Annotated in this window: 24 protein-coding genes; 7 read left to right on the plus strand and 17 right to left on the minus strand. The window is 59.0% G+C overall.

Going from position 1 to position 23,009, the window contains the following annotated elements:
- Positions 1-65 precede the first annotated feature (65 nt).
- The 3 genes from HMPREF3130_RS05400 to nagB all read left to right on the plus strand — a co-directional run bounded on the left by HMPREF3130_RS05400 (position 66) and on the right by nagB (position 1,811).
- The gene (locus HMPREF3130_RS05400; protein WP_070429484.1) at positions 66-380 is read left to right on the plus strand and encodes a cupin domain-containing protein; all 315 of its coding nucleotides are present in this window, start codon (positions 66-68) and stop codon (positions 378-380) included.
- Positions 381-461: 81 nt separating this feature from the next.
- Positions 462-773 (plus strand): hypothetical protein, encoded by a 312-nt coding sequence (locus HMPREF3130_RS05405; RefSeq protein ID WP_016422332.1) that lies wholly within the window; start codon positions 462-464, stop codon positions 771-773.
- 252 nt (positions 774-1,025) lie between these two features.
- Entirely contained in the window at positions 1,026-1,811 is a 786-nt protein-coding gene (gene nagB / locus HMPREF3130_RS05410) for a glucosamine-6-phosphate deaminase (RefSeq protein WP_070429485.1), read from the plus strand.
- A gap of 55 nt (positions 1,812-1,866) precedes the next feature.
- Here nagB and HMPREF3130_RS05415 read toward each other — a convergent pair whose 3' ends face one another.
- Positions 1,867-2,511, minus strand: a complete 645-nt coding sequence (locus HMPREF3130_RS05415; RefSeq protein ID WP_070429486.1) for a cation efflux transmembrane domain-containing protein — start codon at positions 2,509-2,511, stop codon at positions 1,867-1,869.
- A gap of 8 nt (positions 2,512-2,519) precedes the next feature.
- Here HMPREF3130_RS05415 and HMPREF3130_RS05420 point away from each other — a divergent pair, with 8 nt between their 5' ends.
- A complete protein-coding gene (locus tag HMPREF3130_RS05420) occupies positions 2,520-3,605 on the plus strand; it encodes a lipoate--protein ligase family protein (RefSeq protein WP_070429487.1) in 1,086 nt (361 codons plus the stop codon).
- A gap of 161 nt (positions 3,606-3,766) precedes the next feature.
- On the opposite strand, the gene HMPREF3130_RS05425 is transcribed toward HMPREF3130_RS05420, so the two are convergent.
- The 6 genes from HMPREF3130_RS05425 to lepA form a co-directional block, all read right to left on the minus strand.
- Complete coding sequence (locus HMPREF3130_RS05425; protein WP_083276341.1) at positions 3,767-4,732, minus strand: ADP-ribosylglycohydrolase family protein; 966 nt, start codon at positions 4,730-4,732, stop codon at positions 3,767-3,769.
- Between the two features lie 79 nt (positions 4,733-4,811).
- A complete protein-coding gene (locus HMPREF3130_RS05430; RefSeq protein WP_005511515.1) occupies positions 4,812-5,384 on the minus strand; it encodes a histidine phosphatase family protein in 573 nt (190 codons plus the stop codon).
- Positions 5,385-5,433: 49 nt separating this feature from the next.
- Complete coding sequence (locus tag HMPREF3130_RS05435) at positions 5,434-6,369, minus strand: hypothetical protein (protein ID WP_224786603.1); 936 nt, start codon at positions 6,367-6,369, stop codon at positions 5,434-5,436.
- Between the two features lie 128 nt (positions 6,370-6,497).
- Entirely contained in the window at positions 6,498-8,081 is a 1,584-nt protein-coding gene (locus tag HMPREF3130_RS05440) for a cation:proton antiporter family protein (RefSeq protein WP_070429489.1), read from the minus strand.
- A 91-nt stretch (positions 8,082-8,172) separates the two neighbouring features.
- Entirely contained in the window at positions 8,173-9,189 is a 1,017-nt protein-coding gene (locus HMPREF3130_RS05445; RefSeq protein WP_038628151.1) for an ankyrin repeat domain-containing protein, read from the minus strand.
- 12 nt (positions 9,190-9,201) lie between these two features.
- Positions 9,202-11,049, minus strand: coding sequence for a translation elongation factor 4 (lepA, locus tag HMPREF3130_RS05450; RefSeq protein ID WP_070429490.1), 1,848 nt, complete (start codon positions 11,047-11,049; stop codon positions 9,202-9,204).
- 162 nt (positions 11,050-11,211) lie between these two features.
- Here lepA and HMPREF3130_RS05455 point away from each other — a divergent pair, with 162 nt between their 5' ends.
- From HMPREF3130_RS05455 to HMPREF3130_RS05465, 3 genes are all read left to right on the plus strand, one after another.
- Positions 11,212-11,826 carry a type II toxin-antitoxin system PemK/MazF family toxin gene (locus HMPREF3130_RS05455; RefSeq protein WP_069359618.1) on the plus strand — a complete coding sequence of 205 codons (615 nt, stop codon included), beginning with the start codon at positions 11,212-11,214 and terminating at the stop codon, positions 11,824-11,826.
- A gap of 272 nt (positions 11,827-12,098) precedes the next feature.
- Positions 12,099-12,365, plus strand: coding sequence for a 30S ribosomal protein S20 (gene rpsT / locus HMPREF3130_RS05460; protein WP_016422323.1), 267 nt, complete (start codon positions 12,099-12,101; stop codon positions 12,363-12,365).
- A gap of 577 nt (positions 12,366-12,942) precedes the next feature.
- A complete protein-coding gene (locus HMPREF3130_RS05465) occupies positions 12,943-13,377 on the plus strand; it encodes an OsmC family protein (protein ID WP_049190829.1) in 435 nt (144 codons plus the stop codon).
- 37 nt (positions 13,378-13,414) lie between these two features.
- On the opposite strand, the gene holA is transcribed toward HMPREF3130_RS05465, so the two are convergent.
- From holA to HMPREF3130_RS05510, 10 genes are all read right to left on the minus strand, one after another.
- The gene (holA, locus tag HMPREF3130_RS05470; protein ID WP_005511539.1) at positions 13,415-14,473 is read right to left on the minus strand and encodes a DNA polymerase III subunit delta; all 1,059 of its coding nucleotides are present in this window, start codon (positions 14,471-14,473) and stop codon (positions 13,415-13,417) included.
- On the minus strand, positions 14,470-16,446 hold the full coding sequence (locus tag HMPREF3130_RS05475) for a ComEC/Rec2 family competence protein (protein ID WP_070429491.1): 1,977 nt from the start codon (positions 16,444-16,446) through the stop codon (positions 14,470-14,472). Before HMPREF3130_RS05475 ends, holA begins: the two co-directional genes overlap by 4 nt.
- Complete coding sequence (locus tag HMPREF3130_RS05480; RefSeq protein WP_246815116.1) at positions 16,430-17,215, minus strand: ComEA family DNA-binding protein; 786 nt, start codon at positions 17,213-17,215, stop codon at positions 16,430-16,432. The genes HMPREF3130_RS05475 and HMPREF3130_RS05480 overlap by 17 nt, the downstream gene beginning before the upstream one ends.
- A gap of 126 nt (positions 17,216-17,341) precedes the next feature.
- Positions 17,342-18,703 (minus strand): DegV family protein, encoded by a 1,362-nt coding sequence (locus HMPREF3130_RS05485; protein WP_070429493.1) that lies wholly within the window; start codon positions 18,701-18,703, stop codon positions 17,342-17,344.
- Positions 18,693-19,400, minus strand: coding sequence for a histidine phosphatase family protein (locus HMPREF3130_RS05490; RefSeq protein ID WP_070429494.1), 708 nt, complete (start codon positions 19,398-19,400; stop codon positions 18,693-18,695). Before HMPREF3130_RS05490 ends, HMPREF3130_RS05485 begins: the two co-directional genes overlap by 11 nt.
- Before the next feature lie 2 nt (positions 19,401-19,402).
- The gene (gene rsfS / locus HMPREF3130_RS05495; protein WP_005511538.1) at positions 19,403-19,861 is read right to left on the minus strand and encodes a ribosome silencing factor; all 459 of its coding nucleotides are present in this window, start codon (positions 19,859-19,861) and stop codon (positions 19,403-19,405) included.
- An 87-nt stretch (positions 19,862-19,948) separates the two neighbouring features.
- A complete protein-coding gene (nadD, locus tag HMPREF3130_RS05500) occupies positions 19,949-20,704 on the minus strand; it encodes a nicotinate-nucleotide adenylyltransferase (RefSeq protein ID WP_049171017.1) in 756 nt (251 codons plus the stop codon).
- 21 nt (positions 20,705-20,725) lie between these two features.
- On the minus strand, positions 20,726-22,069 hold the full coding sequence (locus HMPREF3130_RS05505; protein ID WP_246815117.1) for a glutamate-5-semialdehyde dehydrogenase: 1,344 nt from the start codon (positions 22,067-22,069) through the stop codon (positions 20,726-20,728).
- Positions 22,070-22,083: 14 nt separating this feature from the next.
- Positions 22,084-22,236 (minus strand): hypothetical protein, encoded by a 153-nt coding sequence (locus tag HMPREF3130_RS11340; protein ID WP_016422316.1) that lies wholly within the window; start codon positions 22,234-22,236, stop codon positions 22,084-22,086.
- On the minus strand, positions 22,237-22,950 hold the full coding sequence (locus HMPREF3130_RS05510) for a class E sortase (RefSeq protein WP_016422315.1): 714 nt from the start codon (positions 22,948-22,950) through the stop codon (positions 22,237-22,239).
- Positions 22,951-23,009: the final 59 nt, after the last annotated feature.

Genomic DNA, 23,009 nt, shown 5'->3' on the forward strand with positions numbered 1-23,009 from the left:
ACACCGGACGGCAGCCGTTCATCCAGGCCTTTCCACTCGGGACGAAATCCGCTTAGAATTGGCTCATGAAATTCATCGAAGCCGCAGACTTCACCGCTGATCGCCCGTGGGGTGCACTGAATGTTGTCACTATGACTGGCGCCACAAGCGTCCGGCTCCACTGGAGCGATCAGCCATACAAGTGGCACATCAATGATGGCGAAGAGGTCTTTGTGGTTGTCGACGGAGCCGTCGACATGCACTACCGCGATGCGGGACAGGAATGCGTACGCACATTAACGCCTGGCACTATCTGTTTTGCAGAAGCCGGCGACGAGCATGTCGCGCACCCGCAGGGCGAGGCGCGCATGCTTGTCATTGAAAAAGAAGGCTCAGTCTAGCCCACAGCAACAGCAGCCGACAGTGCGCACTTCGGCATCCCCATAACTGCGTCATAACCCCGACTCGGGAAGGAATTAACTATGAAGTTCTCTCGCTCTCTCGCCGCTGTTATCATCGGCGCCGCTGCCGTACTTGGCTCCGTCGTGGCTTCCCCGACAATTGCACAGGCGATTAACTGCCCATTTGCTCCGGTGCACAAATACGAACAGCACCGTTTCTCAGGATCTTCGACTTCGGCCGATGCTTTCCAGGTTTGGTTTGACGGTGGCGTGTACGTTGAACCAATTGTCGAAACACTGGATTTGGTTGAGCTTCAGGTCAACGATACCCAAGTCGCTCAAGCTGGTGACATCATCTACAAGGACGAAGACGGCAATTTCTGGGTGAAGTAGCCCAGGGCCAGAAACAATACGCCCCCAACACACTCAGAGTAACGCCAACTGTGGCGTTGCCCTGAGTGTTTTTCGTTGCCCGGAAGAAGTTGATAAACAAGAAAAACAGAGTGTAATTACAGGAATTAACCAATGGCAGATTAACCTCATCTGAATAGGGTTATAGCGCTTAGCGTTGTGGAGTCACTGGTACTCTGTCTCGCACCTTTTGCAATTTCTGCCACGAGCCCTCGTTTTCAGGAGTGTTCCACCATGGAAATCATCATCGTCGATTCTGAGGCCGAAATCGCGAGCATCGCTTCGGACTACCTCGCTCACTACGCCAACAAAGGTGGAAACCTCGGTGTAGCAACAGGATCGACCCCGCTTGCGACGTATCGGGAACTGATTCGTCGCCATCGGGCTGGTGAAGTCACCTTCAAAGACTGCAGTTTCTTCGCACTCGACGAGTACGTGGGCCTGCCGATCGAGCATGAGCAGAGCTACTACCACGTGATTCACAATGAGTTTTCCGATCACGTGGATGTTGACCCGGCGAGGGTCCATATTCCCGATGGCCTCGCGGACGATATCGGCGCGGCCTGCGAGGATTACGAGCGAAAGATTATCGAGGCCGGCGGCATTGACATTCAGTTGCTGGGCATCGGCACCAATGGGCATGTTGGTTTTAACGAGCCCGCCAGCTCTTTTGGCTCTCTGACTCGCATTAAGACGCTGCACCCGCAGACCGTGCTGGATAACGCCCGGTTCTTCGACTCTGCAGAAGACGTGCCGTACCACGTGGTCACCCAAGGGCTTGGCACCATTTCACGTGCGGGGCACCTCCTGCTGCTGGCCACCGGCACCGCAAAGGCGCACGCTATTGCCGCCTCCATCGAGGGCCCACTGAGCGCTTCCATGCCGGCTTCCGTGTTGCAGCTGCACCCGCGAGCCACGGTTGTGATTGACCAAGCTGCAGCCAGTGAGCTGAAGAACAAGGAATACTACGAGTTCACCTACGCTCATAAGCCGCAGTGGCAGAAGGATATGTGGAAGTAGGCCCCGGCCCTCCCCGGCCCCTTCCCAACCTTCGCTCCCCCCGGACTAGCCAGCGCTAGTCGTCATCATCCATCTCTAGCTCGGGGTCTTCGGCACGCGCCTGCTCGTAAACTTCCTTCGCGGCCGTCAGGTTGATGACGCCGATGACAAGTCCCACGACGATGTCCGGCCATGCGCTGAACCAGAAAATGGTGACCACTCCGGCGGCGAGAATGAGCAGGTTCGCCAGGACGTCGTTACGCGCCGCCAACCATGCGCCCCGCATAAGCGCACTGTCGGCCTTGCGCAGGTTCATCAGCAAAATCGCGCAAACCAGGTTGATAACCATCGCGATAATCGCCGTCACCGACAGTGTTAGCGGCTCTGGCGGCTCACCGCTGATCATCTTCCAGATGGCAGTGCCGAACGCCGCGATTGCCGGAATCAGGATCAATCCGGCGAGGCCGAAGCTCGCTTTACGACGGCTCGCCAGCGACCAACCCAATGCGGTGAGAACCAGCAGGTTGATGAGGAAATCTTCAAGAAAGTCCGCAGCGTCAGCAAACAGGGCTGCGGAGCCAATAATCGAGGCGACAATTAATTCAACGAAGAATCCGAGAAGATTCAAGCCCGCTACCCACGCGACAATTTTGCGGGCGCGGTGATCCAAAGTCGATGAGGTAAACACGGGGGATATCGTAACGCCCGCCGCGAGTACCATCGAAACCTATGACCTCCGCACAGAAATTCCACTCAGAGATGAAGGTTCCCGGCGGCAAATTGGTTGTCGCCGACTGCGAGACCACAGGCGACACTATTTCGTCGATAAGCATTTCGGGCGACTTTTTCCTCGAACCCGATGAAGCCTACGACATCATTAATGACGCGCTCCTCGGTGCACCTGCCGAGGACAATACAGAGCGCCTGCAGGCTCGCCTCGATGCGGCGCTGAAGGATTTTGAGGATCAGTCTGGCCGCGAGGTGCGACTGCACGGTTTTGATACCCACATCATTGCGCAAGTCGTTCGACGTGCACTGACACAGGCCGTCGACTTCACTGATTTGGAGTGGGAGGTTTTGCAGCCGGGTGTCCTGCCGACGGTGATGAATGTTGCGCTCGACGAGGTCCTTCTTGATCAAGTCAATTCCGGGCAGCGCGGACCGACTCTGCGTTTCTGGGATTGGGATGATCGTGCCACTGTGATCGGTTCATATCAGTCTTATGTCAACGAACTCGAGCCCGAGGGTGTAGAGAAGCACGATGTGCAAGTGGTGCGTCGTCTCTCCGGCGGTGGCGCGATGTTCATGGAGGGCGGCAACTGCGTCACCTACTCGATCTATGTACCAGAGAAGCTGGTCGCTGGTCTTAGCTACGTCGAATCCTATGAATTCCTCGACCGCTGGGTCATCGCTGCACTTGCGCAGCTCGGGGTCAATGCGTGGTATGTCCCCATCAATGACATCACCTCCGATGGCGGCAAGATTGGTGGTGCCGCACAGAAGCGCCGTGGCTCAACAGTGCTTCACCACGTCACCATGAGTTATGACATCGACGCTGACAAAATGATGGAAGTCCTGCGCATTGGCAAGGCCAAGATTGCCGATAAGGGCCTGCGCAGCGCGAAGAAGCGCGTCGATCCGCTCCGTCGCCAGACCGGTGCCAGCCGCGCGGAAGTCATTGACACGATGAAGCAGACATTCATCAACCGCTACGGTGCCGCCGAGGCATCGCTTTCCGATGAGGACTTCGCTGCGGCGCAGCATCTTATTGACACCAAATACGGCACGGAGGGCTGGACTCACCGAGTCCCCTAATGCCCACGCCAACTATCTAAATGAAGAAAATCTTCGGGAAAGAGAGTTAACTGGATAAAAAGTAAACCAAGGAGACTCGGCGTGGACGACGAGAAGAAACGGCGTCAAGTGGAAAGAAATCTGACGATACGTCCACTCATTAGTGAGTGCGTCGCCGAATATTAGCTCTCCATGCCCACCAGTTTCTCCGCCAACTCCGCAACATCGTTTGGGTGATACTGCGCGGGCCGGTTTCGCTTCGGCGAGCAGGAATCAATGACATCCCGCCACCGCTGCGGAATGCCGGAGGCCCCAAAGACGCCACCGAGAAAAGCACCAACAATGGCCGCGTTAGTGTCGGTGTCGCCGCCACGGCCAATGACTCGGACCAGAGAGTCCTCAAAGGTCGTGGTTTTGTCTTCTACCCGGCGCAGTTCTTCATGCAGTGCCCACAGCGCAAAGCGCAGCCATCCCTGATGCACCGAGAAATCCGGCTCCCCGCTATCCACCACGGCACCGCTGGCCTGCCACTCGGTTTCCCACTGCGCGCGCTGGGAAGCCAGCCACTCCATCAGCGCACTCACGCCAATGCCGCGGCGCGGCTGGTGGAGGCCGCCGCTGATGACGTCGGCAAGCGCGGATGCGTAACGTGAATTGGCCTCTATGCACACTGGGTGCGGGTGCGTGATGGCGGCGTCCTTGCGTGCGAGTTCGCCAGCGCGTGCGGGATTGCGCCAGTATGCGACGGCCAGCGGTGAGATGCGCATGAGCGCGCCGTTGGCCTGGGAGTTCGGGTTCGGTGCGTGTCGTAACAGCGCCGCCGTGGTGGCCTCTCCGATGTCGAAAGCGTCGGAGTTTGCCCAGCGCACATAGGACTCGCGGACATCGGCGGCATCGTAGCCTTCGCAGCGCACCAGTGAGCGTGCCAGCGCCAGCGCCATTTCGGAGTCATCAGTGGGCTGGCCGGCGGCGATGTTGTGGGTGCCGCCATCGGCAAGTTCACAGACACCGTGTGGGTAGCGCTGTGCAATCTCCTCGGCACTACAAAACTCCACTAGCGCGCCGAGGTTATCGCCGATGACCTGGCCATAGAGCACGCCGCGGGCACGGTCGACTACGCGGGCGAAAGCATCGGAATTGTGATTCACAGGCACCTCTTACAGAGCTTGACGGCGTTGGCGGCTTGAATGGCATCGGCGAATTCACCGAGACACCTGTACAACGCCGCTACAATCCCCGCGAGAGGTTCCAGCGCAGAACCGCAGGTCGGTCATGGTAGCGACCGAGCACGGACAGGGATGCGGTATTCAATGGGAAGGACTGGCCAAGTGCAATGGGCAGTTCCAACCAGGCTGTGGTGAGCGCACGCAGCGAGTGACCGTGGGCGAACAGAATCGCCTTGTCTTCGCCCGATTCACGCACCCTTTTCACCACTCGCTCAACTCGCTCACGGACTTCCTCCGCGGTTTCGCCATTGGGCACACCGTGAGTCCAAATCTGCCAATCGGGAACGGTCTTTTGCACTTCCTTCGAGGTAATCCCCTCGTAGTCGCCATAGAACCATTCCGCGAGATCCTCTTCGACCTCGAAGTCGTGGAACCCCGCCAATCGAGCGGTCTCCTGGGCGCGCTGACGGGGTGATGCCAGCACTAGCCCAAAGTCCTTCGGATCCAGCCAGCCGTTGAGGGCCTTGGCTTCTTCCCGACCGTTGTCAGTCAGCGGAAGATCAGTTACCGATGTGTGCTGCCCAGTGCGCGACCACTCAGTTTCACCGTGCCGCACGAGATATAAATCAGTCATAGTTCCAGCTTAGGCTTATTTGAAAATGCTGTTAGCCGCGGTAACCCTGCTAGCCCATCACGGGGTCACGGACTTCCAAGCCATGCTCCGGGTCCTCACACACCGTTACCGCTCCCAACTCCTCAGACCTCGCCGCCGTCGGAGAGCTACAGGTCCAGTCCCCTACTTGAGCGGTCAGGGTGTTGCCACCGCCCTCAGTGTCCTTGATTGCGTCGTACCGATCCAACACATCCATGGCCTCAGCGCAGGTCATCTCACCCTTGACCACTTCCGCCAGACGATGGCCCTCCATGGCACCGCACATCATCGGCCCCTGAACAAGTGCATCCGTGCCCTGACTGTAGCCCCTCGCCGGCTCACTCCCCTGGGCCATGAGTTCCTCGGCGGAATCGAAAACCTTGCCGGAGGTGCGAATATTCTTGTCCTTGCCTTCGATGGTAAAGGCCGCGTTATCCGACTGGCACACCAGCTTGTTCGCATCCGTCTTCGCACACGCAGCGGTGCCGAAGCTCGTCCATTGGCCGTCGTCAAGCTCTTCCTGAGCCGGCGGTACCCCTTCGACGAGCGTGTACGCGGCACCTGAAGTATTCAGCATGATTGCGCCCGGCGACTGTGGTGGGAACGGCGGAACCTCCACGTCGGGAATCGACGAATCAGCCTTACCGATGCACGTCACCGCGCCGTCTGAGTAGAAACACTCGCTCTTTTTCCCGTCTAGCGTGACGTAGAACGCCTTGATTCCGTTCTGGCTAAACCGCTGAACGTCAATTTTCTGGTAGGCGCTTTCATCAAATCCGATGCTGTCGACGCTTGTCCCCTTCGTCGGCGACGGCATCTTCGGATTATCGCCCTCGCTTGCCGACGTCGATTGCGACTGTACCTCACTCTGATCATTGTTGCTTTGTGATGCGGCGGCATCTTCGGAATCTGAAGATGAGCAGCCGACGAGAGTTCCGAGCATGACAACAGCAAGGCCCGCGGTCATCCGAAACATCGCACTGCGACTGGATCGAATAGGACTCGCGGGCATCTGGTTTTGGGTGACTGACATGAAATCAGCTTATCGCCGAACGAATCGGCTGGCTTGTTGTTTGCCGTATTTAACGGATGCGACTAAGACCGCTGCTTAAGCGTCTCCACTGCACGGTCGGCGAGCTCCTCGCCAGCACCGTCGTAGAGGTAGACGGCCATGTCGGCACCAACGTTGAGAAGCTGATCCTTAAACCTCTGCACCTTAGTGGTGGTAGCAACCACGGCTTCGGTGTCCTGCTTACGGATGTTCTGAATCATCGCGTAGGTCTCAGCGTGCTCAGACAGCGCCAACACGTACAGCGCTGGTTTCTTCTCCAGCTCGATGTGGTGCCAGAGCTCTGGGTCTGTCACATCGCCTGGGATGACCTGGTAGCCCTGCTCGCGCAGCTCTTCGATGCGATCCTCGTCGAAATCAACACCGAAGACGTTCATGCCGTACTCGTTGACCAACCTGCCGTAGACACCAACGCCGACTCGCCCCATACCCATGATGAGAGCATCGGCGCTATCAATAATGACCTTTGCCTCTTCTGGCACCAGGCGGTCCTCTGGGGTTTCTGGGACGAACTTCTGCAGGAAGCTGACAATCTTGTCTTCGTGCGGGGCCATCAGCGAGCTGGCAATGAAGCTACCCGCCACGGCGACTGCCATAATCGAGGTCCATTCTTCCGGCAGAATGTCCTGTTGCGTCGCCGCCGCCATCACAATTAGGCCGAACTCCGAGTAGTTACTCAACGTCAGCCCCGCCAGCGCACTCGTGCGCAGCGACAGTCCCATGCGCTTGAGAATCCAGATGAAGATAGTGGCCTTGAGCACCAGGAACAGCACCATAATCGCAGCGATGACGTAGCCGCCCGCGCTTGGCAGACCACCGAGACCAATCTCGATAAAGAACGCGACCAGCAGTAGCTCACGAATACTAATCAGTGCTTCCGACAGACGGTCAGAAATTGGGTGCGAAGACAGCAGAATACCGGCGACCAGGGACCCCAGCGAGCCAGAGAGCCCTGCCAGTTCGAAAGCCGAGTAAGAAGCCACTGCAATACCAATACCGGTGAGAACCAGCAGCTCAGTGCGGAACATGCGGTTGGGAAGCCGCGCCGCCAGCGGGCGAATGAAGAACAATAGTGGCAGCGCCAGCGCCCACAGCTCCGGGGTCTTACCCGACGATGCCACCAGCACGCCGACCGCAATGATGTCCTGCAGAATGAGTACACCAATCGCGATACGTCCGATGGCCGAAGCACCGCGGTTCTGCTCCTCCAAGTGGCTCATCACAAACACCGTCGACGAAAATGAAGTCGCGATGCCGATGTAAATTAGCGCGGTCACCGACAGTCCCGTGAGCTCACGCAGCGGCAAGAAACTGGCGACACCGAACAGCACGGCAAAAACTACCGTGTTTAAAAACGCGTGGCCAAGCCCCGAAAAGACCACTCGTGGCGCCACGATATCCTTCGGATTTAGCTTCAGACCGATTGTGAACAGCAAGGTGGTAACACCAAGCTCGGCCAGCGAATCAATGAACGGGATTTCCTCAAGCCCCATTGCATGAACGGCAAAACCGGCCCCAAGGAAACCAATCAGCGGCGGCAGCCGAAGCAACGACGCACCGAGTCCGCCGATAATCGAAAACAGTATTGCTGTTAGGTATACGGATTCCACCCATCAAAGATATCAGCTGACACTACCGATTGATGCAGTGGCTAACCATTAACAGATTTTTAACACCAAACCGGGGTTAGCTTCTTGGGAGTTAGCGCCGGTACGGGACCTCGCCCAACGCAATCGGCTGCGGGTGCTCTGTAACCCACTCGATTGTCGCCTCCGTCAGCGCATCAATGTCCGCCTCACCAGCTTTGCGCTGCTTTACGACGGCCATGGCATCCTCGGCGGCCCCAACCGTCTCCAGCCAGAAGTCGATCATCTTGGCATAGTCTTCGTCCCAGTTGACGTAGCCCATCTCCAGCGCTTCGTACCCGAGCCGGCCCACGATGCGGATAACTTCGCCCTGCACAGTCGCGGCTGGGCCACCACCCGGCACCAGGTAGTTCCAGAGGTATCGGAACTGGCCGTTGATCGACTTGTCTGCGGGGACAATAATGTCGCTGTGGCCGTCGTGAGGCGTGATTTCCTGCGGGCGGTCAGCACCGATGCGCTCATATAGTCGATCCATGACTGGCTGGTACTTGTCGCGCTGCTTGTCTGACAGGCGGTTGTAGCGGCGACCGAACTTAGTGAACTCTTCGCGAGCTTCGTCGTCGATTTCCGAACCCGCGTCCAGGAGCACCTCGATACTCGCTAGGACTCGACTGAGGGAATCGATATCGGCGGTAGCGACGGCCTCTTTGAACGCTGTCCGGCCGTGACCGAGGCGGTTCTCGCGGTGAAGGTCAGCGCCATTTTCCAACAGCAACGCAATGGCCTTGGGCTGATGGCTCTTCGCTGCCTGGAATAGAGGCCAGTGTTTGCCAGCTTCGATGTCAGCACCGCATTCGAGCAGGACTTTCATCTTGTCGGTATCGCCCCGGCTTGCGTGCTCTGCCAGGGCGGTTTTACCGAAGCGGTTCTCGGTGTTGACGTCGATTCCCTGGTCGATTAGCCAGCGCATGAGCTCCGGCGGGGTGCCACGGAGCGCTAGTGCAGTGTCCTTGCTGTATCCGAAAACTGCGTTGAGTGCGCAAGCGTCATAGACGGCCTTCAGCGCATCCATGTCACCGGCTTCGAGCAGCTCTTCGAAGTCCTCGACCAGTTTCTTCCGCTTCCGTGGCATGCAGTTTCCCCTTTACTTACCGCCCTCATCGGTGGACAGCGCAGCCACGAATGCCTCCTGCGGCACCGAGACCGAACCGATGTTCTTCATGCGCTTCTTACCGGCCTTCTGCTTCTCCAGCAGCTTGCGCTTACGGGAGATGTCACCGCCGTAGCACTTAGCAAGGACGTCCTTGCGCAGTGCACGGATGTTCTCGCGGGCGATAATCTTCGAACCGATTGCGGCCTGAACTGGGACCTCGAACTGCTGGCGAGGGATTAGCTCACGCAGCTTCTTGGTCATCTTGTTGCCGTACCACTGCGCGTTGTCGCGGTGGACGATAGCGGAGAACGCATCGACGGCCTCGCCCTGCAAGAGGATGTCCACCTTGACCAGATCCGCAATCTGCTCGCCGGCGTCTTCGTAGTTCAGCGAAGCATAACCCCTGGTGCGGGACTTCAGCATATCGAAGAAGTCGAAGATAATCTCGCCCAGCGGCATCTTGTAGCGCAGTTCCACGCGGTCCTCAGACAGGTAGTCCATACCACCCATCTCACCGCGCTTCTGCTGGCACAGCTCCATGGTGGGGCCAACGAACTCGCTTGGCACGACGATGGTGCACTTAACCATCGGCTCGTAAATCTCGCGGAGCTTCCCCTCCGGCCAGTCACTCGGATTGTGAACAGTGACCTCGGTGCCATCCTCAGTGACCACGCGGTAGACAACGTTCGGGGCCGTCGAAATGAGATCCAGGTCGAACTCGCGCTCCAGTCGGGCGCGGGTGATCTCCATGTGCAACAGGCCCAGGAAGCCCCCGCGGAAACCGAATCCGAGGGCCACCGAAGTCTCAGGTTCGAATGTCAACGAAGCGTCGTTAAGCTGGAGCTTTTCCAACGCATCACGCAGGTCAGGATAGTCCTGCTGAGAGATTGGGAACAGACCGGAGTAGACCATCGGCTTTGGCTCTGCGTAGCCTTCCAGCGGCTCCTCCGCCGGTGTGGCGTTCAGCGTGACGGTGTCACCGACCTTGGACTGACGGACGTCCTTCACACCGGTGATGAGGTAACCGACCTCGCCGACGCCGAGGCCCTTACACTTCTTCGGCTGCGGCGAGACGATGCCGATTTCCAACAGCTCGTGCTTAGTTCCGGTGGACATCATCTGAATGACTTCACGCGGCTTGAGCTGCCCATCAACAACACGGATGTACGTGACCACACCACGGTAGGTGTCGTAGACCGAGTCAAAAATCAGCGCACGAGCAGGTGCCTCCGGATCGCCGACCGGTGCCGGGACGAGCTCACAGACTCGGTCGAGCATTTCCGCAACGCCCTCACCGGTCTTGCCCGACACACGCATGACATCCTCCGGCTCACAGCCGATGATGTGCGCGATTTCCTCCGCGTACTTATCCGGATCCGCGGCCGGCAGGTCAATCTTGTTCAGAACCGGAATGATCTCCAGGTCGTTTTCCATGGCCAGGTACAGGTTGGCCAGCGTCTGCGCTTCGATGCCCTGAGCAGCGTCGACAAGCAGAATCGCGCCTTCACACGCCTCTAGCGCACGCGAGACTTCGTAGGTGAAGTCGACGTGACCAGGCGTATCAATCAGATGCAGGACAATCTCTTCGCCCGCGTGCTCGCCGGTGCGCGGAACCCACGGCAGGCGCACGTTCTGAGCCTTAATGGTGATGCCGCGCTCGCGCTCAATATCCATGTTGTCGAGGTACTGATCGCGCATATCGCGTGCTTCAACAACGCCCGAGAGCTGCAGAATTCGGTCCGCCAGGGTGGACTTACCGTGGTCAATGTGCGCAATAATGCAGAAATTTCGAATCCGTGAGGGGTCCGTAAAAGTCTGCTCCGCAAAATTCTTGGTCACGTTGGGTCTACTCCGAAAAATAAAGACGTTATGGGCATTGGGGCGCGGCGTTGGCCGACCCATATGCGCCGGCCTCGAAAACCGACCAGCCGGGCTTAAATACAATCACGCACAATCTTACCTATCGATTCCCTCCGCACTAAACCTCTAGACTTAGATTCCATGAGCTCCACTTCGTCCACCGATAAAAATGAACGCGAAAGCTGGCCACGCCGCCTGCGCAATCGCATCAGCGCGCGTCTTTTCGCCGGTACCGAGTGGTTCCGCGGCCCCGACACCCTCGATGAGGCACTGTTTAAGCTCAACACGCAACTTGGGCTCGCTCAGGACACCTCGCTTTCCGACGAGTCCAAGGAGGCTCTACTTCGACTGCGAGATTCGGTGACCATCGCGCGCCCAACCGCGGAGTTGGCCCGCACAATCGTCTACAGCCCCGACATGGATGGTCAGGCCGACCCCGGCGAAGTGGTATGGATTCCGCTGCAGCTCGAAGGTGAAAATGCTGCCCTGCGCGAGCGCGCTGTGGTCGTGGTTGGGCGCCATGACCAGTACCTATTGGGCATGCTGATTTCCACCCGCAGCGAGCACAGTGAGCACCCGGAGTGGCTGTTTATCGGCAGCGGGTTCTGGAATGAAGACCCCAAGCCATCGTGGGTTCGCATGGACCGTATCTTGCTCATCCCAGAATCGGGTATTCGCCGCGCAGGTGCGATGATGCCCCGTAGGCGCTTTGAGCTCATCGCCGCCCGACTTCGCGGAGATTACGGCTGGAATTAGGCAGTAGCTGGAGTTAGGCAGCGGCTGGTATTAGGCAGCGCTGTTTGCTAGAATTCTGCAAGTTGTTTACCGTTGCGTTCCTTTGCGGCGAGCGCGGGCAGGACCTTGGGTTCGCGTTTTCATCGTCGTATAAGCGCAGTGGGCGGTTTTAACTCGCTGGTTAATTAGTTTGACCAGCAGAGGTTCGACCCGAAATTTGCACTGTGATCAGGACTTTTCTTGGTGGCGGGCGGTAACAATTCCAACTACTACGGATACAAGAGGTATTCACGATGGCAAACATCAAGTCCCAGATCAAGCGCAACAAGACCAACGAGAAGGCTCGCCTGCGTAACCAGGCTATCCGCTCCGCAGTCCGCACTGAGATCCGCAAGTTCCAGGCTGCTGTTGAGGCTGGCGACAAGGCTGCTGCTGAGGCTCAGCTGCGCGTTGCTTCCCGCAAGCTGGACAAGGCTGTCACCAAGGGCGTCTTCCACCGCAACACTGCGGCTAACAAGAAGTCCGGTATGGCTAAGGCTTTCAACAAGCTGGAGGGCTAATTCCCTTTTGGCGCTGTGCCGTTCTTGTGGCGCTTGTGCCGTGAAATTAACCGCTTCCTGCTATTTTCCGATTTCATTTCGGATGTGGCGGGAGGCGGTTTTTATTATTTAACCCCAACGCGAGTTAGTGACTGCGTTTATGGCTGGCGGCGGTGGGGCGATGCGAGTTACTGACTACGTTTATGACAAAATGACCCAAAAAATGGCCTGAAAGTGTCATAAACTCACACAGTTTCACATTTGCAGCCCTTTGAGCAGGGCCTGGGCCCCGCCGCCCACACTGTTGGTTGTTGATTTCCATCGCTTCGGTTCCAGCACACCGACATGCAGCCACCAACACACGGCCAGCGAATGCGGTTGCGACTCCGGTGGATTGACCGGAAAACGGGTTTGAATCAGGCCCAGACACGTATTCGCAGAACCGAGCCCCTATTCAAGCGCGATTTACATAACGTGACCTGCTGGAATGTCTTGAATCTGACAGACTTCTTGTCTATTAACCCTAAAATTGCTGCGCATTATCTGAGTATCCACGAGAATCGACTACGCCAGCACAATTTCTACAGGAAGGAACGTCATGCCGAAGACAACTTTCACAACGGTCGCGCATGCCCCAACCAACCTCGAAACCACGGTGACCTCTCGAGACATGAGCTTCACTTTGGACGAGCCTACTGACCTCGGGGGAACCAACGCGGGCATGAACCCGGTCGAGGCGCTGCTCGGAGCCCTCGGCGCCTGCAAGTGCATCGTTGTCCGCTCATTCGCCGCTGCCCACGGCATCAAGCTCAACGATGTCAAGGTTGAGTGCTCCGGTGTGCTCGATCCAGACGGTTTCATGGGGAAAAACCCGGAAGCAAAGATCGGTTTCTCCGAGATTCACACCCGCTTCCACATTGATGCAGACAACACGAGGGAGGAACTGGTCGCATTCCTCGGCTTTGTTGAATCCCACTGCCCGGTTCAGGACACGCTGTCTAACCCTGCGGCCTCGTCCTTCGAACTCGCATAGCGGAAAATCGCTGGTTTTCGCCACGGCCTCTCAAGGCTTAACGCCTATGGGACGAATGGGCCAGCTCCGCGATACGAAGCACCGACTGTTCCAGCGATAGTTCCGGCGTCGATGAGGCTCCCTTGGTGTCCGCATCCAGCTGTGCCGCAACAACCACAGCGCGAGCGACCGCCGGAGTTGACCAGGCCGAAGCCAACCGCTGAGTTTTCTCCAACTTCCACGGCGGCATGCCATAGCGGTGGGCATCCCTGCGAGCATTAACGCCACGTGCGCCGTGGAGCCGAGCTACATCACCGACCATTCCCGTGATTGCAGCCGACAGCAGTGCCGGTGCCATTCCCAGCTGCAAAGCACGGCGCATCTTCGCCAACGCTTCCCCACCCCGGCCGCGCAGTGCGAGCTCGGCAATCTCAAAGCCCGAAACCTCCGCCGAAGCACCGTAGTAGGTGCGCACTGCTTCCGAGGTGACCTTGCCCGCGGTATCCGCACACAGCTGGGAAATGGCGGTGGCCAGCTCGCGGAGGTCTGAACCGACCGCATCCAGGACGGTATCGATGACGTCGCGACGCACCTTAACCCCGTGTGAGGCGAACTCTTCGCCAACAAAACCGGGCAAGTCGTTTCGCTTGAGCGGTTGAGCTTCGAAAAAGCGGACCCCCAACTTGCGCAGGTCAGCGACCATCTTTTTCTGACGCCCCTCACCGCTGTGAAGGAGAATCAACGTGATGCCCGGCGCGGGATCCTTAACCGAATCCATCAACAGCTTGGCAGGCTCTTTGCCGGCGTCTTGGCAGTCGGTGACAACCACGATCCGGTCATCTCCAAACAACGAAGGGCTGAAGAGCTCCACGGCATCGACAGTGGTCATGTCCCCTGCGCGGATGGTGGTCACAGGCACCGAGCGTCCACCCGGATCGGACTCCGTTGCTGCCTGCGCGCGGACGGCAGCGACAATGGCGAGGCGGGCGCGGTCTTTCAGCAGCTCCTCTTTGCCCACAATCAAATTCACGGGTGCGACGGCGCTCAATCCCGACCTCTTTTCCGCGTTAATTCCTGCGACTGTTGTTTCTAGCCTACGGGACAGCCCGGATTTCACCTTCCTCGCCAGACTTCACCATTGGAATACAGGGCTTGCGGCCCATCTCGCTGCGGGCACACCACAGGAATCTGCTCGGGTGTCATTACGGTTTCTCGCACGCGCGGACCACACTCGCGAGCGATAAACCACTGGGGTGAGCGGCCTGATTGGGACGGTTGGCCGCTCACGGATTCAGCGATGTACGACGGGGACTCCACCGCCACGGTTTCTGTCGTGGGGTTGTTGGTGGTGTCATCGAGCACCTGGACGTACCCCGCCTCTTCCTCGGTGAGTCCGAGTGCAATTCGGCACTGCCGGCTGAGCGAGGTCGGTGCAGGGTAACCAACCGATGCCACATGGTTGGCGGGTTCTCCGACAGCCTCCGCGTGAATGAGAACAATCTGGGTCTTCTCCGCACAGGCCGCAACCTTCCACCCCTGTGGGGCACGCGCAATGTCCAGCCCGAACACCCAAATAACCGCGTAACTACAGACGGCAAGTACCACTGCGAAGCAACCAGCGCGGAGCGCAAGACGGGGCCACGCCCAGAGCGCCGTCAAGCATGCGAACGTGAGCGTGCAGGAGATGACCAACGTGACCGTCCCAGTGGCGGGCGCGACGATTCCCGCAGCGAGGCGTGCGACCTGATGAATCCACCATGCGCACGGCGCGGCGCACCAGAGCAGCGCACTGACCAGCCAATTGAGATGCAGTGCGGCGGCAACGGCAGCGAGCGAACCAGCGATAGTAACCGGTGCGACGGCGGGCGCGGCGAGGAGATTGGCGAGCAGTGAGACATGACTAATTTCGCCGATGAGAAGCGCCAATACGGGCATGGTGACCACGTGTGCGGCAATCGATACGGCGATGGCGCGGACTACTGGGGCGGGCCAGGTACCCATAACGGTGGTGGCGGACAGGCGTCTGGCAAGGGGCTCGGCAAGAAGAATTAGCCCAGCGGTGGCTGCGACCGACAGGGCGAAGCCCACTGATACCGATAGGTCTGGTGCCAGGAGAATCAACCCAATAATGCCAGCCGATAGCGCCGCGATGGCTTGGCCAGCTCGTCCTACGAGAATCGCCAACAGCCCAATGCAGCCGGTGACCACCGCGCGTAGCACTGACGGTTCGGTGCCCACAATTGCTACAAAGCCATACAGGGCAAGCGCGGCGACTGCGACGCGCACCCGCGGTCCAGCCCACGAGAACACGGCTACAACAGCCCCGACAACAAGCGCAACGTTCGCTCCAGAGACCGCTGATAGATGCGAAAGCCCAGAAGCAGTCATCACGTCGCCGTCGGTGAGGCTAAAGCCGCGCTCATCGCCGATGGCCATGGCGGGAATCAGGCGGTCGGGACCAACGGGAAGGTTTTGCGCCGAGTCAAAGAGCTGCTGGCGCACCTGAGCTGCCAGCCCCTGTGGTGGCGCGATGACCTCAACATCGCCGCGCAGATTCAGCTGGATACCACTAATGCAGGGTTTGCTGGCCACACGTATACCGGCTGTGGATTCAACTACGGCGTCTCTCGTGACCGCCAACAGTTGCTCGTCGCCGAAAACCGACACCTGCCCCGGAAGGCCCTCGATGCGGGCCTTCGCGCTGGCCCCGAACTCGGTAGCTTTCGGCTCGGTGACGAGGCGCAATTGCACTTTCGACATCCCGCCAATGTCGTCATAGAGCTCGTGGGCTCGGGCTTGCGCTATGCGGATTCGCGTGGCCACCGCAACACTGGCCACCGCCACAGCTGGCACCACGATAGTGGCGATTGCTCGCCAGCCGGAGGTCACCGCACCTCTTCCCCATCGCCACGACCAACGCTGCCACGCCCACGGCAACACCACCGCAGTCACGATCGCGCACGGTGCCACAACTATCGCCCATTCTGGGCGCATGATCACTGCCACCGCAGTCGCCCACGCCAGCACCGCTCCTGGCACTAGCCGCACATCGAGCCCAGCACGAGCGCGCAGGTCAGACGGTGGCGGCATCGCGCAGAGCCTCTACCTTCGCCGGGCCGATTCCCGGAACCTCCTCAAGTGCGTCGATGCTCGCAAAAGGCCCGTTCTTTTCACGAAAGTCGATGATTTTGGTCGCCGTTGCGGGTCCGATTCCAGGCAGTTCCTCCAACTGAGTAGCAGTAGCGGTGTTGATGTTGATCTGTCCGTCAGAGCCGCCCGGGCCAGCCCCGCCAGCCGCACCAGAGTCGGCAGAATCGGCGCCAGAACCATCTGCACCGCCAGAACCACCCGCGATCTCCCCTGCTGGGAGCGCCTCCGTCCCGACCACAATCTGTTGACCATCAACCAACGGCGCCGCCAGGTTCACACTGGCAGGATTAGCCTCCGGCAAAAGCCCACCCACACGCTCAATTGCCTCCACCACCCGCGCGCCCGCTGGCACCTCCACCACGCCTGGATTCACGACCACCCCCCCCACCGACACAATCAACGGCCCCGCCTGTGCCTGAGCGTTAGTCTCCTTCCCCGGACCGCCCGGTGTCTCCGCTGAGGTTTCGGTCGTCTCCGGTGTCGTCCCCGCGACAGCCGCGTCTTGCACCGCAGGCATCTCTACCTGCGGCGACGACGGCCATACCACCGCCGCAATTGCTCCCAGGGCCAACACCGCAATCACAATGCACGCAGCCATTGCCACCCGCGGCGTCACCACCGCCCGGCGCACGGAGAGGTCCACCGCCATGCGCTTGTCTTGATCAATCGGTTCCAGGTAGTCCGCCAGCCGATTCCGCAAATTCGTCACGATGCGCACACTAGCGCCCCGCCCCACACCGCACTCCCGCGAAAGCACCTATCGAAGCGTCATCTGTGGATAAAAAATGACCTGTGGAGGTTATCCACAGGTCACATCATCTGCTCAGTTCAGCCGCTATATCTTCGTCTCATCGCCGTCATCATCACGCTTGTCGCTTGACGACGACTCCTGCAATTTCTCCCCTTCGTTGCCAAATACAGCTCCCTCGGGATCGGACTTATCGCGCAGCGCCAAATCAGAGATAGCCTTCGCCAGGCGCTCAGCTTTATCCAGGGCTGCTTGGCGGTTCTCACTCCACGTTGGCAATTTAGAAACAGCCGTGGTGAAAAGCGGAATTCCCTGTTCATTAGTCACGACTGTGCGATGGATACGCTTATTGCGGTTGCGACTAGCCGCCGGATTCTCAGCTACCTTCACCACAGCCTGATCGGTGATTGGTTCATCCGAGTCAGTGGCGTCAGCGGTTTCAGCTGAACCAACGGAGCCATCCGCCCCTTCCATGTCAGCAGAGTCACCGGAATTGCCTATGTTCCCGGAATCATCTTCCACTGCGTCGGTAACCTCACCTTCAACAGCAGCCGCGTCACTCTCCTCCACACTGTGGAGCAGCGCTGTCACACCCATCTCTGCTTCAAAATCCATGGCATCCGAATCAATCGAGCCACCGGAAACCATGCCAACTGCATAGGCTCCCTGCCCGACATGAGCAGCAAGCGACTCCGGCAAATCCAGGATTCTAAACCGGGTATCGTCGGGTAGCTCTTCGGCAAGCATGGCCTGGAGCTCGTGGACGTCGTCAAGCGCGTCGGAATGATGCAGCAATACTGCAGGCGGACGGTTCGCCGATGACGCAGACCGCACCATCTTCGTGGCAAAATCCACCATCCGCTGCTTGACCTTCGCTTCTGTGCGGCACTTGGCGACGAGTGCCAGTGAGCCATCTTTAATGCCGACGATGGGCTTGATAGCGAGAGCCGTAGAGAGCATCGCTTGGCCCGCGGAGATGCGACCACCACGGCGCAGCGAATCAAGCTTTGGTACGAACAACCAGAGTCGATAGCGCTGCAGCACATCACGGGCGACGTCGGCAACCTCATCACGACTGGCCCTGGCCCTCGCAGCCTTGGCCGCTGCGATGGCAGCGGCACCGACTCCAGCTCCGACGGTGTCGGTATCGATGACGGTCACACGGTCCAGCGCACCAGCAGCGGTGACAGCGTTAGACCAGGTAGCGGACATTCCCTTGCCAAGATGCAGGGCGACAACGCCAGCGTCAGAACCATCCTTGTTGGAGCGTTCCAGCGCACGCGCATATGCGGCGCACAGCTTCAGCGGACTGACTGCCGACGTGGTGACGGCGTCTTCATTGATGTCATGGCCGATGGGAACCACGGTGATGTCGAGCTTGCGGGCAACCTCGGGCATCAGGCACGCGGTGTCATCGACAACAATGCGAACGCGACCGTCACCGGGCATGGCAGCCTCCTGAAGAATGAGAAACCTGCAACTCCCGCTCACGGACCTTCGCGTTAAAAGCATTCAGATACCAGGAGGTCTCACCATTGACGCGCGTGCGCTGCTCCATTTCGACCCACGCAGTGTTGCCCAGTCCGTTGAACGTGCTGAAGTAGTCGCGCGGCATCTGCAGCAGGGCTGCGGTAGCGGCAGCAATGGCACCACCGTGGGACACGAGCACAAAGGTATCCGACTCCCAATCGGGGTTGGCCGCTAGCTCAGCAATGACCGCCAGCATTCGGTTGGAAACCTCAAAGCGGGTCTCGCCGCCCTTGGGAGCCCAGTTAAGATTATGGCGCCAGTGGTCACGCATACCGGGAAACGCGGAGTCAATCTCGTCGTAGGTGCGCTCTTGCCATTCACCGAGGTTGGTCTCACGCAGGCGCTTATCAAAACTCAACTCTGCACCGGTGGCCTCAGCTAGCGCACGGGCGGTGTCGGCTGCCCGGGTCAGGTCGGAGGACACGATTTTTGTGATTCGCGGTTCAGCCTCCGCCAGGTACCGCGCCGCAGTACGGGCTTGCTCGCGACCAACGTCGGAAAGCTGCGTGTCCAGCTGTCCCTGAATGCGGCCGGTAGCGTTATACGATGTCTGCCCGTGCCGCAGCATAATCAGGCGACGTCGTGCAGCAACATGTGCCTCGCGTGAGCCCGCCACAATTAAAACTCGTCCGTGTCCGGGTTTTCGGCAGCCAGCGGAATCTCGTCGATAGAACGAGCATTGCGGGCGGAATCTTCGCCGTCCTCGTTGCTCGGCTGCTCGATGCCCTCGACCTCGATGCGCGGGCAATCGCGCCACAGTCGATCCAGGCCGTAGAAGTCGCGTTCTTCACTGCGGAAGACATGCACGACAATGTCGCCGTAATCCAGCAGCGCCCAACGTCCCTCACGGACACCTTCGCGGCGAACCGGCTTTGCGCCGAGGTCACGCAGATCGTCCTCAATTTCGTCGACGATTGCGGCAACCAGACGCTCATTGTCAGCACTGACCAGGACGAATGCGTCCGTAATCACCACCGGGCCAGAGACATCGAGAACAACGACGTCCTCACCCTTTTTGCTATCGGCGGCCTTCGCCGCGGCGGTCGCCAGCTCAATGGCGCGTGGTTGTGCAGTCACGAAAGACTTCAGCTCCTTGTGATTAAAAGTCGTGAAAAACAGCGTTTGTACTTGTAACTTACCGTCTCAGCGGGATTTTGCTAACTTTCAGTCCGCGGTATCGGACTTCGCATCCACCGATGCCGCATCCTCGGAGGTCGAGTTCACCGATGCGGGGCCCACAGAACCAACCGTGCCCTCAGCAGACTGGTACAGACCCCGCTTAGCGATGTACTGCACCACGCCATCCGGCACCAAGTACCAAACAGGGCGTCCTGCCTCCGCACGCTTTCGACAATCGGTAGAAGAAATAGCCATGGCGGGAATCTCGATGAGGTGCAACCGTGAAGCGTCGATTCCTTCCAGGTCCTCTGCCCGCAGGTGAACCCCTGGACGAGTGACACCGACGAACGTTGCTGCGTCGAACATCTCCTCCCAGTCCCGCCACGTCATAATCTTCTGCAGCGCATCGGCACCGGTAATGAAGAACAGATCCGCGTTGGGATAGATGACCTTCAAATCCCGCAGCGTATCGACGGTATAGGTCGCACCCGGCCGATCAATATCAACCCGCGAGACCGAAAACTGCGGGTTCGACGCAGTGGCAATGACCGTCATCAGGTAGCGGTCTTCGCTGTGAGAGACCTTCCGGCCGCGCTTTTGCCACGGTTCACCCGTGGGCACGAAAAGCACAAAGTCGAGGTCAAAACGGTCTGCCACCTCGCTGGCGGCAACCAGGTGACCATTGTGAATGGGGTCAAAAGTGCCACCCATTACGCCAATGCGCTGCCGGGGCGCTTCCGCCGACTTCGCTGTCAACGCGGCGTGTACTCGCGACCGCACACTTTTCTTGCGCTTAATCATGACTGGCACTTTACCCGGGCACTACGGACGAGTCTGTCCACGACCAGCCAGAACCCACTTGCTGCTGGTCAACTCCGGCAGCCCCATGGGCCCACGGGCGTGCAGCTTCTGGGTGGAAATACCAATCTCTGCGCCGAAACCGTACTGCTCACCATCGGTGAACGCAGTGGAGGCATTGACGCTGACAGCGGCAGCATCAACACGGTCGACGAACTCCTGGCACACGCCCCAGTCACGTGCAGAGATAGCTTCCGTGTGACCCGAGGAGTACTCAGTGATGTGATCCGTCGCGGCCACCACACCGTCGACAATGCGTGCGGCAATGTCTAGCGAAAGGTACTCATCCGACCAGTCTTCTTCCGTCGCAGGAATGACCTCACCGGTCCACCCAGAGGCCGCCAGATTATCGACATCGCCGTGGACCGCAATGCCCGCGTCGGCAAGCGCGTCCAAAATGCGGACCTGATCCTGCGTGGACAGCGCCGAGTCAATGAGAACCGTTTCAGTGGCGTTACAGACGCTCGGACGGCGGGTCTTGCCGTTAATCATCAGCGCAATCGCCTCGTCGATATCGGCGGAAGCATCGATGTAGATGTGGCAGTTACCGGTACCGGTCTCAATGGTCGGCACCGTTGCCTTCGTCACGACGGCCTCAATCAGACCGGCACCGCCGCGCGGAATCACTACGTCAACCAGGCCGCGGGCAGTGATGAGATCTTGCACGGAATCGTGGGTCTCACACGGCAGCAGCTGAACAAGGTCCTCCGGTGCATCGTGGTTGGCCAGCACCTCACGCAAAACCGCGACCAGCTGCGTGTTGGAGTGGACGGCCGACTTGGAGCCGCGCAGCAAGGCCACGTTGCCCGACTTCAGCGCCAGACCAAAGGCATCGACAGTAACGTTCGGGCGAGCCTCGTAGACCATGCCCATCACGCCCAGCGGAACGCTGACCTGGGAAAGCTTAATGCCGTTAGGAAGAGTGCTGCCCCGCAGCACCTCGCCTACCGGATCCGGCAGGGCCGCAACCTGGCGCAACCCACCGGCAATCCCCTCAACACGATCGGCGTCAAGACGCAGGCGATCCAGCAGGGAGTCACTAAAACCACGGGCCTTACCGGCCTCGATGTCCTTGGCGTTGGCTACCAGAATCTCTTCAGTACGGGCGACCAGCGCATCTGCTGCGGCCAGCAGGAGCTCGTTCTTGCGTGCCGACGTAAAGCGAGCCAGCTCTCCCGCGACAGCCTTGGCACGCTGTGCCTTATCTAAAACCTCGGCGCGCTCAGCAGCACGCTCCGGGCTAAGAGCCGAATCCTCGGCAATGCCCTGTTGATTGGTGTTAGCAGTTTCGTTCGTTTGAGCAGTCATGCCTACCAGCATAACTAGAGTGAGACATCATTTGAGGGAATTAGCTCAGCAACCCAAGGAAAGATGTAATTCATCAACAGCAGGAACACGATGACGGCAATCACGATGGTGATGATCGCTTTCACCCACCACGGACCCGGCAGGGATCGCCAAAAAGCTGCGTACATCTAGTTGACCTCCTTGGTCTCAACACCGGCGAGAACCGCGTGAATAATGAGCCGATGAGTGTTGTCCCACTGCGGATGGCAGGTAGTCAGCGTAAGTAGAGTCGCGTTACCGACCGGATTGAGGACATCGGCGCGGTCTGGAGTGACAATGTGCTGGCCGGGAATCTCGGGGACGTTAGTTCCTTCTGGCACGCAGTCGAAGCTTTCCCCTGCGCCAGCCATACCGTCGACCGGTAATACCTTGTAGCGGTAAATAGCATCACGCGTCTCTACAGTGATGTCATCGCACGTCTGCAGGCGGTCAATGTTGTCAAAGGGAGCTCCGTGGCCGTCACGATGGGCGGCATAAGAACTGTTGCCCACCTGCCCCGGAAGGGCTGTGCTCGGATAATGGCCGGGGCCACCGCGCAAAACTTCCTGAGAGACACCTTCGAATACGACCAAATCGCTAAAACCGGCCTTTGGAGCGGAAATCATCGCCACCGCAGAGCCAGGCACCCAAGAGCCCTCAACAGCTGGCTCCGTGCCTTCTGGCGCCTGAGCTGAGGCCGATGCCGGTGCGGACCATGCCTGCTGCAGCTCATCACGAGCCTGCTGCTGAGCTTTCCCGGTTTCAAGACCAGACCAGTACAGCAGATAAAAGGCGAAGAGCGCCACCATCACTCCAGCGGTCAAGAGCAACTCGCCGATGACGCCAATAATTTTCGATAACACACTTAGGATTATGCCCGAAAGTTCCTCATCCAGGCAGTCCGCGCTCAGGCGCTCCTCCC

The organism is Corynebacterium sp. HMSC14B06, assembly GCF_001807075.1.
Taxonomy (GTDB): domain Bacteria; phylum Actinomycetota; class Actinomycetes; order Mycobacteriales; family Mycobacteriaceae; genus Corynebacterium; species Corynebacterium jeikeium_D.

Bases quoted from the DNA above. Each gene is read 5' to 3' on its own strand.
- HMPREF3130_RS05445 (WP_038628151.1), bottom strand. From the start codon at position 9,189: ATGCCACGGAAGCGGAAGAAACTGGTCGAGGACTTCGAAGAGCTGCTC.
- HMPREF3130_RS05400 (WP_070429484.1), top strand. From the start codon at position 66: ATGAAATTCATCGAAGCCGCAGACTTCACCGCTGATCGCCCGTGGGGT.
- HMPREF3130_RS11340 (WP_016422316.1), bottom strand. From the start codon at position 22,236: ATGTACGCAGCTTTTTGGCGATCCCTGCCGGGTCCGTGGTGGGTGAAA.
- HMPREF3130_RS05435 (WP_224786603.1), bottom strand. From the start codon at position 6,369: ATGACCGCGGGCCTTGCTGTTGTCATGCTCGGAACTCTCGTCGGCTGC.
- rpsT (WP_016422323.1), top strand. From the start codon at position 12,099: ATGGCAAACATCAAGTCCCAGATCAAGCGCAACAAGACCAACGAGAAG.
- nagB (WP_070429485.1), top strand. From the start codon at position 1,026: ATGGAAATCATCATCGTCGATTCTGAGGCCGAAATCGCGAGCATCGCT.
- HMPREF3130_RS05505 (WP_246815117.1), bottom strand. From the start codon at position 22,069: ATGACTGCTCAAACGAACGAAACTGCTAACACCAATCAACAGGGCATT.
- nadD (WP_049171017.1), bottom strand. From the start codon at position 20,704: ATGATTAAGCGCAAGAAAAGTGTGCGGTCGCGAGTACACGCCGCGTTG.
- HMPREF3130_RS05485 (WP_070429493.1), bottom strand. From the start codon at position 18,703: ATGCCCGGTGACGGTCGCGTTCGCATTGTTGTCGATGACACCGCGTGC.
- HMPREF3130_RS05405 (WP_016422332.1), top strand. From the start codon at position 462: ATGAAGTTCTCTCGCTCTCTCGCCGCTGTTATCATCGGCGCCGCTGCC.
- HMPREF3130_RS05430 (WP_005511515.1), bottom strand. From the start codon at position 5,384: ATGACTGATTTATATCTCGTGCGGCACGGTGAAACTGAGTGGTCGCGC.
- HMPREF3130_RS05455 (WP_069359618.1), top strand. From the start codon at position 11,212: ATGAGCTCCACTTCGTCCACCGATAAAAATGAACGCGAAAGCTGGCCA.
- HMPREF3130_RS05420 (WP_070429487.1), top strand. From the start codon at position 2,520: ATGACCTCCGCACAGAAATTCCACTCAGAGATGAAGGTTCCCGGCGGC.
- HMPREF3130_RS05475 (WP_070429491.1), bottom strand. From the start codon at position 16,446: ATGCCGCCACCGTCTGACCTGCGCGCTCGTGCTGGGCTCGATGTGCGG.
- HMPREF3130_RS05465 (WP_049190829.1), top strand. From the start codon at position 12,943: ATGCCGAAGACAACTTTCACAACGGTCGCGCATGCCCCAACCAACCTC.
- HMPREF3130_RS05415 (WP_070429486.1), bottom strand. From the start codon at position 2,511: ATGGTACTCGCGGCGGGCGTTACGATATCCCCCGTGTTTACCTCATCG.